General features: G+C 51.1%; 8 protein-coding genes. 2 read left to right on the top strand and 6 right to left on the bottom strand.

Features of this window, described 5'->3' with window-relative positions; genetic code table 11:
- Positions 1–18: 18 nt before the first annotated feature.
- Together ACEW81_RS07680 and ACEW81_RS07685 are read right to left on the bottom strand one after the other, a co-directional pair.
- A complete protein-coding gene (locus ACEW81_RS07680; protein WP_373532383.1) occupies positions 19–3,414 on the bottom strand; it encodes an AAA family ATPase in 3,396 nt (1,131 codons plus the stop codon).
- Positions 3,411–3,608, bottom strand: coding sequence for a hypothetical protein (locus ACEW81_RS07685; RefSeq protein ID WP_373532384.1), 198 nt, complete (start codon positions 3,606–3,608; stop codon positions 3,411–3,413). Before ACEW81_RS07685 ends, ACEW81_RS07680 begins: the two co-directional genes overlap by 4 nt.
- A gap of 290 nt (positions 3,609–3,898) precedes the next feature.
- On the opposite strand from ACEW81_RS07685, the gene acsA reads away from it, so the two are divergent.
- Positions 3,899–5,665 carry an acetate--CoA ligase gene (acsA, locus tag ACEW81_RS07690; RefSeq protein WP_373532385.1) on the top strand — a complete coding sequence of 589 codons (1,767 nt, stop codon included), beginning with the start codon at positions 3,899–3,901 and terminating at the stop codon, positions 5,663–5,665.
- 14 nt (positions 5,666–5,679) lie between these two features.
- On the opposite strand, the gene ACEW81_RS07695 is transcribed toward acsA, so the two are convergent.
- Positions 5,680–6,426, bottom strand: a complete 747-nt coding sequence (locus ACEW81_RS07695) for an RDD family protein (protein ID WP_373532386.1) — start codon at positions 6,424–6,426, stop codon at positions 5,680–5,682.
- Between the two features lie 98 nt (positions 6,427–6,524).
- Here ACEW81_RS07695 and ACEW81_RS07700 point away from each other — a divergent pair, with 98 nt between their 5' ends.
- Entirely contained in the window at positions 6,525–7,490 is a 966-nt protein-coding gene (locus tag ACEW81_RS07700) for a stage II sporulation protein M (protein WP_373532387.1), read from the top strand.
- A gap of 15 nt (positions 7,491–7,505) precedes the next feature.
- Here ACEW81_RS07700 and ACEW81_RS07705 read toward each other — a convergent pair whose 3' ends face one another.
- From ACEW81_RS07705 to ACEW81_RS07715, 3 genes are all read right to left on the bottom strand, one after another.
- Positions 7,506–8,633, bottom strand: coding sequence for a mechanosensitive ion channel family protein (locus ACEW81_RS07705; RefSeq protein ID WP_373532388.1), 1,128 nt, complete (start codon positions 8,631–8,633; stop codon positions 7,506–7,508).
- A gap of 475 nt (positions 8,634–9,108) precedes the next feature.
- Positions 9,109–12,765, bottom strand: a complete 3,657-nt coding sequence (gene mfd, locus ACEW81_RS07710) for a transcription-repair coupling factor (RefSeq protein WP_373532389.1) — start codon at positions 12,763–12,765, stop codon at positions 9,109–9,111.
- Positions 12,762–13,316: a DUF192 domain-containing protein gene (locus ACEW81_RS07715; protein WP_373532390.1), complete on the bottom strand. Its 555-nt coding sequence runs from the start codon at positions 13,314–13,316 to the stop codon at positions 12,762–12,764. The genes mfd and ACEW81_RS07715 overlap by 4 nt, the downstream gene beginning before the upstream one ends.
- Positions 13,317–13,325: the final 9 nt, after the last annotated feature.

A 13,325-nucleotide genomic window follows, 5' to 3' on the forward strand; every position in this document is an offset into this window, starting at 1 on the left:
ACAGGAAAGCGCCCTTTTTCAAGCAAAAGCCAACGTTTTGGCCAGCGTTTTAGAACCATGTTCAGCAGGCTGCTCTTTGCCGATGCTCAAGGTGGGCAAAGGGGCTGTTTTCAGTTGGAAATCCGGCTGCTTAGGGTCATAGTCCACGGTAATCACCGCATTTTCATCTTCATCCAAGGCCCCAAAAGCGATTTCACTCATCACCTGATCATAAACCAGACTCTCAAACTTGGAGCGCACCTCTCTGGCTCCCCCCGCCAACGGGGCATCCTCATCTTGATGTTGACTGCCGCTGGCCAATGCGATCAAACGCTGCCGAGCGCTGTCGGACAAGACAATTCGCAAGTTTTGATCTTTCAGAACCGGCTTCTCATTCATTTCCGCCAGCTGAATATCCAGAATTTGAGAGATATTTTGGCGGCTTAAGGGGCTGAAGGGAATCACATAATCAATACGCCCCAAATGCTCGGGCCTAAAGCCGGTTTGCCCCGTCTTGGGATTTGCGGTTAGCAGTTGCCGAACCGCTTTGTCCAGCTGACTGGTGGCCAGGGCGGCATCTTGCCCCGTTTGGCCTTGACGGTATTTGAGGATGGTTTGCGTTAATTCCTGATGATTGAGGTTACTGGTCAAGGCAATCACCGCATTGCGGAAACTAATGGGCTGCCCCTGATTGTTCCGCAATTCACCCTCTTCCAGAATTTGCAATAAAATGTTGAAAATATCAGGGTGGGCCTTTTCAATTTCATCAAACACCACCACCGATTTGGGATTTTTTTGCACCAAATCCACCAAACCACCATTGTCATAGCCTATATATCCGGGCGGTGCGCCCGTCAACAGGCTCACGGCGTGTTTTTCCTGATAATCAGACATATCCAGCCGAATGATATTACCGTGCATAAATTCTTTGGCAATGACCTTGGTGGCCTCAGTTTTTCCCACCCCGGTCGGTCCGGGTAACAACATACTGACGATAGGCCGGTTTTTGCCCTCGCCGGTTTTATGATGAATGGCGATTTTTTTAAGCGCCTGTTCAATGGCAGCCAACGCTTCTGGCTGGCCCACAATATGGCGACTCAAGACGGCCTTAGCGTTTCGAAGTTTGGCCATTTCCTCGCGGGTCAACATCTCTACTTTTTCACCCGTCAAAATGGCCATCGCCTCACGAAGATGTTCATCCTGAACCACCACAGGCAATGCCGCTTCCGTAGAGGCCGCTTCTCGCTGCTTTGAACGACGCTCAATTTCCAGACGCAACTGTTCCGCTTCCTGTCGGGTTTGCTCTAACTGTAGGGCAAAGCGGCCTTTCAGCGCCTTTTTTTCCGACAGCGTTTGCAACCAAAGCTCCTTGCGTTGTAATTGATCTTGCAGCGCCCCCAACTCAAAAGAATTTCCTTTTGAAATGGAAGCCGACAAACTCAAGACATCCAGGGCGTGATGAAGGGCATTTTCGGGCCACTTGGCATTCGCATAACGCATGGTTTTCTTTAAAATATCCGGCGGAATTTCTACCCCATTTCGCTTTTCCACCCGACTGGCTTGTCGCCCCAATATCACCAACGTTTCATCGGCAGAAAACTTTGGCATTGGAATGATATGAAACCGGTCTTCTACCGTCTGGTCGGAATCCAGCAAGGTTTTTCGCAAATCAGCGGGGGTCACGGCCCCAATCAACGTTAAATTTTTTCGTTCCAGCAACCCCGAAGCTTTTAGCCGATCCAGCCAACTCAACTCCCCATCTGATTTCAGCATTAAATGGGCGTCATCCATAAACACAATCACCGGGTGGGGATGGTGATTCAAGTACTGATTCAACTCCGAAAACATGGATTTGGCGTTTCGATCAAAATCGCCCCGGTAGGTGTTTTCCGCCTGCAAATTGGCCAGGTTTAACTGCACCATTTGTGCGTTACGCAACGCTTTGGGTACATCGTTATTGGCAATACGCTGGGCCAGCCCCAACGCCGAAAAAGTTTTGCCCTCGCCCGCAGGGCCTTTCAGCAACATATGGGTTCTACGGCCGCCGCTATCGATAATGGCCAGCAAACGATCCGTAAAATCCCGGCGCATCAAAACCTCGGGCAATTCGCCACTCAACCCTTTCTTCACCAGATTTTGGCCATGTTTCAACACCGAAGGGCAGGCCTTTTCAAACTGATCCAGCATCAAAGCTTTCTGATTATTGGCCTCTTCTAAAAGTGTCTCTAAAACACGCTTCACTTCTTCAATGGATTGACCTTCACCATCCACCGGTTCCGAGGCTCGTAAAAATGCCATAAAAGAATCAGGCGAATAATCGGAACGCCCAGGCTCATCCAGAAACCGGGACAGGAGCCGCTTACTTTCCTCTGAAGCCAGCCTTAAACGTTGATTGGACTGCGGGTTCCACAAGCCTTGCAGCTTGCGCTGGGCATTCTCAAGTACCTTAACCGCCTGACTCCGCTCCAGCTTTACCGGCAGAGATTCTGGAATGAATGGCTCAAAAGAAAGCGGGCTTTTTTGAGCGTTTCCCCCGTTTTTTTTATGATTGGCCATTCTGAGCGCAGCGTCTATGCCCTTGGACATGGCCTGAGGCAAGGGCGCAAATTCAATCTCGCCGCCCGGACGATAATGAGGAGGCGTAAACCATTTACCAAGGGTGGGTGATTGTTCCTGAACCCGAGCAACCATGCCTGATTCCATACTGCTGCTGTCGCTGATTTCCTCGGGCGCCAATGCATCAAAACCAACCGGGGAAAGCGAAGAGGCCGGTGATGAAGCATTAAAAGCGCTAAAAAAAGTAGCCAGCGGCGATAATGCATCCGGTTTTTGAGCTTCTTGCTCCCGAATTTCCTGAATCAGAATCTCCGGCAAATCAGCCTCACCGTGAACCTTAGACAGGGCTGCTAAAAGCGCCTTTCGAAAATCGGCCTGAAGCTTGGGCGTTGGCTGGCCAGCCGCCACCGAATGGCTGGGGAATTGAGACTTAAAATTGTGGATGGCGGGCTCAAAATCAGTCATCCACTCTTGAGGGGTATACGGCTCCCCGGCAACCAGCCCCCGAATCAGGGACATCACCAACCGGCGATCTTCCAATTGGGCAGGGTTGCGCTTGGCAGCGCTGCGGGGAGGAGAGCGCCGAATGGTTTCCACCACCTGAGTTAAAAAGAAAGGGGAATCCAGTTGCGCATAGCCTTCCTGGCTCGCCCGCTCCAGACTGGCTTCTAATAAATTCGCCAGAAGCGGAGATTGCCGGGAGACAGCGGTAATCACCTGCTCATCCGTGGTGACGGAAGAGAGTTCTACACTATCGGCCAACGGCTTGGGGGGCGGAAAGGCATTGTTTCGATTTTCCGCTCGCTTGGCTTTACCCGCAAACAGCGGGGCAGAACTGGATAAAGGCAAGCGAGTGGGTTGAGGGCGCTGAATGTTCATGCAGGCATCCCGTCTATCCAAATCCGCATTTGCCCTGCGGCCATCACAAAGCCCAGCGCTGTGAATGGTGCAAATTTTTCAAAAAATCGCTGAGCAACCGATCGCTTGTTATGCTGGGCCAAATTATTGACAAATTGTTTCAAACTTTCAATCCACCCCAAAAGATTTGCAGCGCGTAATTTTAAAAACAACAAGCCCATCGCCCCCCAAAATCAGGAACACAATGGCACCCGGGAAACAGCAATGAACAATGGTAAACAGGCTGACTTGACCAATGAAACCAAATTCAATAGTCTGAAAAGCAGGCGTAGAAATCAAGCCTTTTGATAAAAAGACTCAACAAACCTCGTAAAATTCTCTAAAATAAAGGAAAGACACAGAGGGGCTTATCCGTTCGAACTCTATTTTGAGATTTGAGCGGATCTTTGGTTAACCAACCGGCGTTCATTGTCGCCATTCAAAAAGAAGAGAGGGGTCAGGCTTTATGCCAGCATCGGACGATCATTCATTCCACTATCCGGTCATTCATAAAGACAAAGGGGCGCAATCCCCCAATATGCAGGATTATGACCAGCTCTACCAATCATTCCAATGGGACGACTGGGCCAAATCAAACCTGAACTTGCCCCGTAAAAACGGCGTTAACAAAGCCACTGTTTGCATTGACGGGCATGCCCCTGAGGTCATGCTTCGCAAGGCTTTAATCTGGCAAGCCACCCACGGCCAGCAAGAAACCTATACGTTTGAAGATTTAAAACGTCAAACCAATCGCTTTGCCAATGTATTAACCAGCCTGGGCATTCAAAAAGGCGATCGGGTGTTTGTTTATCTGGAACGCATCCCCGAAATTTTCATCACCCTGTTTGGCGCCTTGAAAACCGGGGCGGTGGTGGGTCCCCTATTTTCGGCATTCGGCCCGGAAGCCATCAAGGATCGTCTGGAAGACAGTGGGGCGGTGATGGTGATTACCAGCCCCAATTTAAAAGAGCGACTAGACAGCGTTTTGCCCGATCTCCCGGCCATTCGGCAGGTCATTCTGGTGGATCGAAATCAGGATTATGGCCACCCGCTCAAAAGCCACGAACTTCGCTACGAAACGCTGATGAGCGAGGCCTCTGACCAATTTGAAGTACCGTATACCGACCCCGATGACTACTCTATTATCCACTACACCTCGGGAACCACCGGTAAACCCAAGGGGGCCGTGCATCGACATGCGGCGGTGATCGCCCATGCGGCCACCACCCAATACATTCTGGATTTAAAGCCCGAACAGGATTTGTACTGGTGTACCGCCGATCCGGGCTGGGTAACCGGTACCTCTTACGGCATGTTTGGCCCGTGGGCTTTGGGTGCCAGCATGCTGGTGTACGAAGGGCCTTTCAAGGCCGAAGACTGGTACCAACTGATTCAGGAGCATAAAGTAAGCGTGTGGTACACCGCCCCCACCGCCATTCGCATGCTCATGAAAGCAGGCGAGGAAGTGGCCAGCCAATATGATTTTTCATCACTGCGCCACTTGTGCAGCGTGGGCGAACCGCTGAATCCGGAAGCCGTGGTGTGGGGTCAGAAAGTGCTGGGGCATGTGTTTCATGATACCTGGTGGCAAACCGAAACCGGGGCCATGCACATTTGTAACTACCCGTGCATGGCGGTCAAACCGGGCTCTATGGGCAAGCCCTTTCCGGGGGTGACCGCAGGCATTCTGGATGACGAGTTCCAACTCCTGCCAGCTGGACAGGAAGGACATTTGGCCATTCGTCCGCAAGCCCCCTCCCTGTTTCAGACTTACTGGAACAAAGAGGAGATGTATCATTCCAAGTTTAAAAACAACTGGTACATCACCGGTGACAGGGCCAAAATGGATGAAGAAGGCTACTACTGGTTTATTGGCAGGTCCGATGATGTCATCAACACCGCCGGACATCTGGTAGGACCCTTTGAGGTGGAAAGCGCCCTAATTGAACACCCCGCTGTGGCGGAGGCGGGTGTTATCGGTAAGCCAGACGCCGAGCGACTGGAAATTGTAAAGGCGTTTATTTCCTTAAAACAAGGTTTTGAGCCTTCTTTGCACCTTGAACAAGAAATCAAGAACTTTGTGCGAACCCGGCTTGCTGCCCATGCCTACCCCCGAGAAATTGAGTTCCTGAGTGGCTTGCCCAAAACCCGCAGCGGAAAAATTATGCGCCGCCTGCTGAAAGCCAGAGAACTGGGCTTGCCAGAAGGCGATACCTCCACGCTGGAGGAGTAAGCCTTTCGCCTTCGTTAAGCCAAACTTTGGTTCAGCCCCTGCTGATACTCAACCAAAACCGCGTCCAAATCGGCTTCGCTGGTGATTGGATGATGCAATTTTTCGCTGAAATATTGAGCCAACTGGTCGACCAATTGAGCCCGAGCGGGTTTTAACAGTGTATCCCGGCGAGCCTGATAGGCTTTTAGCAGTTCCGCCTCCTCGGCAGTTAAGCGAAACCCGGCAATTGAAGAAAACTCTGACGATTGAGGAGAAGGCTCACCCATGGCCACGGGGTAAGCGGGCTTAAGAATTTTAGCGTCATTAATCACAATGGTGCCGCCCACCAAATCGCCAAATCGCTTTTCACCGGGATGAAACATCATGCACAGCAGGCCAATGCCGAATACGTAAACATCCAGCAGGCGTAATAAGTTACGACCCAGCGATTCCCAAAAGCCAAGGGCCTGTCCGTTGTTGCGAACCACCCGAATGGAAAACAGCAATTTTCCAACCGTGCGGCCATTCCACAACCATTCCTGAAACAAATGGTACCCAAAGAAAACCACAAAAACCCCCAAAGGAGTTCCGGTTTTGGAAATTTGCTGATTACCCGCCACATAGGCCCATAGGGCAAACAAGCCAATCACCAAGCCCGTTAATACGCCCATTAAGGCAGCGTCTGCCAAAAAGGCGCATACGCGCGGGGCAATGCCTGCCAAAGCCACTTTAATATGAATATTTTCGGCAGTTTCAATGGTATGAATTGAACGGATTTCCAAATAAACCTCCCGACCACGAGACAACTTGCCCGCAACGCCGCTATAATTATGGTAGGGAAACAAGGTGGGAAAGGCAACCCGCCAGGCACAGGAGTTTGATGTCACACAAGCGGTGGTTAAGAGATCAAGAGCCTCGATGGCAGAGGCTGGAGTTGCTGCTGGAAAAATCCAGACACGCCACCTCGTTTTTAGCGCCGCAAGACATTCGAGAGCTAGGGCAGTTGTACCGGGGTGTCATCAATGACTTGTCTCGTGCCCAAAGCCAGCCGGAAGCCCAGCATCTGGAGCCTTATCTGAATAATCTGGTGCAACGCTGCCATGGCCGGGTTTACGAACGCCCACCGGCCAGCTGGAGAGAAATTTCCCGGTTTTTTTTACAAGATTTTCCCCGCTGTTTTCGCAAAAACTCGGCATTGATTGGACTGGCTTTTTTTCTGTTTATCGCCGGAGCCGCCATTGCCATGCTAACCGTGTATTACAACCCAAAAACCGAAGCTTTTTTTCTGCCGCCAGCTGTCATTGAGCAACTGGATCAAGGCGTATTGTGGACGGATACCATGCAGGCCAACCCGTCTGAATCCAGCTTTTTAATGACCAATAATATTCGGGTTGCCTTTAACGCCTTTGCCTTTGGAGTCCTTTTTGGAGTAGGCACATTGTTACTGTTATTCCATAATGGCTTATTCGCTTTTGGCGGGCCTTTACAGGTCTGTTTTCAGCACGGAACCGGCTGGAAATTAATTAACTTTATGATGGCCCATGGGGTGATAGAGCTAACCACCATTTTTATCGCCGGTGGGGCAGGCATGATGATTGGGTTTGCCCTGCTGTTTCCCGGCGAATTACCACGCTGGCAAGCCGTACGAGAAAAATCAAGGGAAGCCATTGTTTTAATTGCCGGATGCGTGCCACTTTTGGTAATTGCGGGCATTATTGAAGGCATGGTATCTCTTAATCAGGCTGTGCCCACCACTGCAAGGCTGGCGGTTAGCGTGGCTTCAGCCCTTTGGCTCATTGCCTATCTGGGCTTTTGCGGAAGAACCCCGCAATCTACCGCCCGCTGAACCAGACCAATCGTTCTAATTTTGGCTGGAAGCGAATGCGGAGACTTTCTGGGGGTCTTCTTCCGATTGAAAATAAACCGTGCGGGTGGGGTAGGCAAAACTGACCGATTCCGCTTCCAGACGCTCCACCAAAGCCAGGTTGATTATTTGCTGGCAATCCATATAATCGTTGTACTCGGGACTTAACACGTAATAAACCACTTCAAAATCGTAAGAAGAATCTCCGAATTTATAAAAATGAGCGCGATCAAAGCGGCAGTTATCCAGCCCCAGAATAATATCTTTCACAATTTCAGGAATGCGCCGCAGTTGACTGGCAGACGTTTGATACAGCACCCCAAAGCCAAATACAATCCGGCGTTCTTTCATGCGCTTAAAGTTTTGAATCCGTGAGCTCAGCAAATCCTGATTGGGGAAAATCAGCTCTTCCCCTCCCAAGCTACGCACCCGTGTGGTTTTCAGGCCAATTTTTTCAATGGTGCCCATGGAGGTACCGGTCACGATAAAATCGCCCACGATAAACGGTTTGTCAAAGGCGATGGTTAGGGCGCCCAACAAGTCTCCCAGAGTGCTTTGAACCGCCAAGGCAACCGCCACACCACCAATCCCCAAACCGGCGATTAGCGCGGTGATATTGACGCCTAAATTATCCAGCGCCGCCAATAAAATAAGGGACCAAAGCAAAAATAAAATTACAAATTTAACCGGGGTGGCAACCGTGGAAAATTGCTGGCGGTCCCGTAAATCTTTTTTAATGGATATTATCTGACCTAGCTTGTATTCCACTCCTTTTTTCACCCAAAAGGCCAATTGCAAGAAAAAGGCCAGAGAGGGCAAAGCATCTACAAAATGCGCTTGTTTGGCCGGTAATTCCACAAATTGAAAACCCGAATACACACACAGGGCCAGCAAAAACCAATTGCCGGTAGAGCCAATAATCACGCCCAAAAAACGGGTAATGCCCCAGTTTTCATCCGAAACAGGGCCATAAGCCCGGTTGAGTTGACGGCTTAAAAAAGAGCGTGTGAAGCGTAGAATCTGATAAGCGACCGTAGCCACGACCAAGCCAGTCAGCCAGGCACTCAGCAGATTTCCTGCGACCTGGGTTGCTAAAACCGTGTTAACCGTTTCCAATAAAGCCATAAGGTTGCCCCTAAAAAACAAGTGAAGAACAAAGCCTGAGCTTCTATGATGCTACATGGTGACTTCAAAGAAACAATCATGTTCCCAAAAATGAGCCGACGCATTTGGAGAGGCGGCTTGTTCCACGTCTCCAAAAAGAATAGACCTTAGCTGTGTTTTGCTCGCATTTTGGCCGCCTGCTCAGCGGTTATTTTTCCGTTGCGGAGCATTCTGTCTAATAATATCTCACGCTTTTTTTCAATCAGTTTCTTCTGATTTCCCTGAATGGCTGTCCCGTGTTTCGCCAAAATTGAATTCACTGCCGAATTGGCCGATTTAATTCCATTTGCAGACATAATGTCACCCCGTGATTTCAGTTAAGTACCATCCCCTACATGCAATAAACCGCCCAATCTCCAATTGATGCCATGGGCGACTCAAAGAAATAAGCTTAACGGGGCTGTTGAGACAGAGGAAAATAAATGATTGGGCTGAATTAACCCGCTTTGGCTGTGTCGTTCACAATTTTTAGCAGGTGGGAGAGCAGTTCCATCAGGAAGTCCACCTGATCGTCGCCCGTCATGCCCAGTAGTTTTACGATCAATACCGGCAGGCTGCCCTGCCTGGAAGTCACCCCCGGCACCCAGCGGGCCTTGCGACCAATGGCCACCGGCAATTGCTTTTGCAAGAACAACCATTCCTGCAAGGTGTAGGGAACCGTAATGCGTAACGATTCATCATCGGCCCGCACCATGGGGATTTTAAGCGCAGTGGCCATAATCCGCAGGCGCACCAGATTCATGAGCATTTGAGTTTGCTTGGGAATATCGCCAAAGCGATCCTTCCACTCGGCCTGAATGATTTCAATGGCCAATTCGCTGTCCACACTGGCCAACCGCTTGTATTCCATCAGCTTCACATCGCGATCGCCCACCCATTTGTCGGGAATCAGGGCGGTTACGTTGATATCGATAATAGCCGGTTCCTTCTCCTCGGCCACTTCGCCAGTTTGCAGCTCGTGGATGGATTCTTCCAGCATCTGGCAGTATAAATCGAAGCCCACCGCCACCATATGCCCGTGTTGCTCGGAACCCAGCACGTTGCCCACGCCCCGAATTTCCAAATCCCGCAAGGCAATTTGGTAGCCGCTACCCAGCGAGGTGAACTCTCGAATGGCCCTTAGCCGATCTCGGGCGTCTTCGGTTAAGTTGCGCTCCGGGTCGTAATAGCAGTATGCGTAAGCCTGCACATTGCTTCGGCCCACCCGGCCCCGGATTTGATACAACTGGGCCAGCCCCAGCCGGTCGGATCGGTCCAGAATAATGGTGTTGGCACTGGGAATATCCAGACCACTTTCAATAATGGTGGTACACACCAGTACATCGTACTGATGCTGGGCGAAATCCAGCATTACATTTTCCAAATCCCGCTCGGGCATTTGCCCGTGACCCACCACAAAGCGCACTTCCGGTACCAGCGATTGCAATTCATCCAGCTTGGCGTAAATGGTCTGCACCCGGTTGTGCATAAAATACACCTGCCCGCCCCGGTCCACTTCCTGCAAAATGGCCATGCGAATTTGAGCCGGGTTATAAGGCCCTACAAAGGTTTTAATGGGCGCCCGGTTAATGGGCGCGGTGTTGATTACCGACATTTCCCGAATGCCGGAAAGGGCCATGTACAAGGTTCGGGGAATGGGCGTGGCGGAAAGCGTGAGTACATCCACCTCGGTTTTCAGCTGCTTCATTTTCTCTTTATGGGCCACCCCAAAGCGCTGTTCTTCATCCACCACAACCAGGCCCAGATTTTTGAACTTAATATCCTTCTGCAATAGGCGGTGGGTGCCTATCACCACATCGCATTCCCCAATGCCAAGGCGAGCGATCACTTCCTTCTGCTCCTGAACCGAACGGAACCGGCTGAGTAGCCCCACTCGCATAGGATAGGCAGAGAGCCTTTCCACCAGCGTGTTAAAGTGCTGCTGGGCCAAAATGGTGGTTGGCACCAAAACAGCCGCCTGTTTACCCGATAAAATACACTTGAAGATGGCCCGAATGGCCACTTCTGTTTTACCAAAGCCTACATCGCCGCAAATCAGGCGGTCCATGGGCTTATCGGACTCCATATCCTGCTTGGTGTCCTGAATGGCCTGCCACTGATCCGGGGTTTCCGTGTAGGGAAACGCCTCTTCCATCTCCACCTGCCAGGGCGTATCTGGCTCGAACTGATGCCCACGGGCCTTGGCCCGAGCCGCATACAGGGCCATCAAGTCCTTGGCGATAACCTGAATGGATTTTTTAACCTTGGACTTAACCTTGCTCCACTCAATCCCGCCCATTTTGCTGAGCTTGGGCGGTTTCTCACCAGCGCCCCGGTAGCGGGACAACATGTTTAACTGGTCAATGGGCACATGCAGCTTGTCGCTGGCGGCGTACTGAATGCTCAGGTACTCCCGCTTCTCGCCGTCTATGTTGATGCTGGTCATCTCCACAAACTGACCAATCCCGTGCTTGGCGTGCACCACAAAGTCGCCCATCCGCAAATCGTGGATGGAGCTAATGACATCAATGTCTTCTCGCTTGGTGCGCTTGGTTTTGGCGGCCATAACCCGCTTCAGGCGACGGCCATAAAGCTCGGTATCCGTAAAGTGGGCAATTTTTTCGTTGGGGAGATAAAACCCTTCCTGCGGGCCTATTTTGGAAATAATGACATCCCGGCTTTCAGTGAGAAGGGTGGTGGGATCAATGCCCTCATCCGTCCAGTACTCAGCGGGAACATCCCACTCCTTGCAGGCATCCAGAACACGCTGCGGGTGATCGGTGGTAATAAAAATCTGGTACTGCTGGCGGCGCAACAACAAAAAATTCTCGCAGGCTTTGGGCATATCCGCCTTGTATTGATCCGCCCCGGTGGCATCCAGAGAACGCCAGTCCGTCTCGGCGCTTTGGGGCACTTGCCCGTCCGCATCAATGGGCAAGGTATCCAAAAATAACCGGCCTGCGGCACGTTCTTTTAACTGACCCAACGCCTCCCCATCCGATAAATGGTATTGAAAGCCCAGATCCAGCAAACGCCCTTTTTCAACACCCTCTTTGGCCTGGGTATTCAGCCGATCCGACAGCCCGCCCAAATTGTTTTCCAGCAGGTTCCAGTCATCCATCACCACAATGGCGGTTTCAGGCAGGTAATCGATTACCGTTTTATAATCCTGATGCAACAAGGGCGCGTAATAATCAATGCCATCCGGCAAAAACGACTGCTCCAGCCCTTGGATCTGGTTTTCCAGGGTCATTTCCAAACCTTCCAGCTCCACGCTGGACAAGTGCTTTTTCTGCACACCAAGCCGCTGATGCAACAGCTCTGGCAAGCGCTTTCGATTTTCGGCATTCAGCACCAAGCCCGAGCGGGGGGTGGCAATCACCTCATGCACCCGCTCAATGGAGCGCTGATTGTCCACATCAATCACCCGAATGTTCTCAATGGTGTCCCCGAAAAACTCGATGCGCACCGGCTCGCCATTCACCGGATACAAGTCAAAAATGTCGCCCCGGCTGCTAAATTCTCCCGGATCCATAATCAGGCTGCTGCGCACATAGCCCAAGGCCAAACATTGTTCCACCACCGCTTCTGGCGAAATAACCTGCCCCTGATGCAACTTAATGGCATAAGCATCAAGCTCCTCAATGGACAAGTGTTTCAGCAGCAAATTTTTGGCGGAAACCAGCAATACAAACGGTTCATTTTGCTTGAGCCGGTTCAGGATGCGATATTGGCTTTTTAAAGCCTGCACTGGAAAAACCGATAAATCGTAGGGCGAAAAATCTTCCGCCGGGTAGCGCTCCACTTTTTCAGTTAAAAACTGGTTCAACTCAAACTCGTACTTGACGGCGGTTTGCGGATCGGGGCAAACCACAATTAAGGGCTGATTCAAGCGCTCAAACGTGGCCGCAATGGTTAAGGCCTTGATGGAGGGGTTGGACAAATTCTCCAGATGCGCTTCTGGGGAGCCCGCTGAGCGATGGTGCAAGCGGGCCTCAAAGCCCCGCACAAACTGATGGAACCAGTCGGTTTCCAAAAAACGCTCTAGCAAAAAACGGGGGGCGGTAACATGGGCCTGCGAATGCTTGGCCAATGGTTGATTGGAAGGAGTCATAAGCCTCTGTTTTTCTGGGTAGGGGGGGGCTTCAACGGGGTGTGGGCGGTCAATTGTATGAGGGAACCCGCTTTAATCTGGTCCTTCAGGGCAGTGCCTCCCGGCAGTTCAATCACCATATCCACGGGTAAACCCGATGGGTAAACCGGACACGGTTCCTGATGGCAAGGTTGAGCCTGATGGGCGATATTTACAATTTTACCGGACTTCACAAACAGCATATCCAGCGGGATTCGGGTATTTTTCATCCAAAAAGCCACCGGGCGGGTTTCCGCAAAGCGAAATAACATGCCGCTATTTTGGGGCAAAACCGTGCGGTACATCAAGCCCAATTCGGTTTGCTTAGGCGTAGACGCCACTTCCAGCAGGTATGTTTTAGGCCCAATTCGCAGTTCTGTAGTGGGTAAACCGGCTTGGGGCTTCTCCTCAGGCACAGGCTCCGCCTGAGAAAGCAGGGCAACCGCAACAACACTCAATAACCCCAGAAAAGCAAGCAGCCTGAGCGGAGGGTACTGAAAACGCTGATTTGAAATGCGGGAAAAAACAGGCATAAAAAACAC

The organism is Vampirovibrio sp., assembly GCF_041737375.1.
GTDB lineage: Bacteria > Cyanobacteriota > Vampirovibrionia > Vampirovibrionales > Vampirovibrionaceae > Vampirovibrio.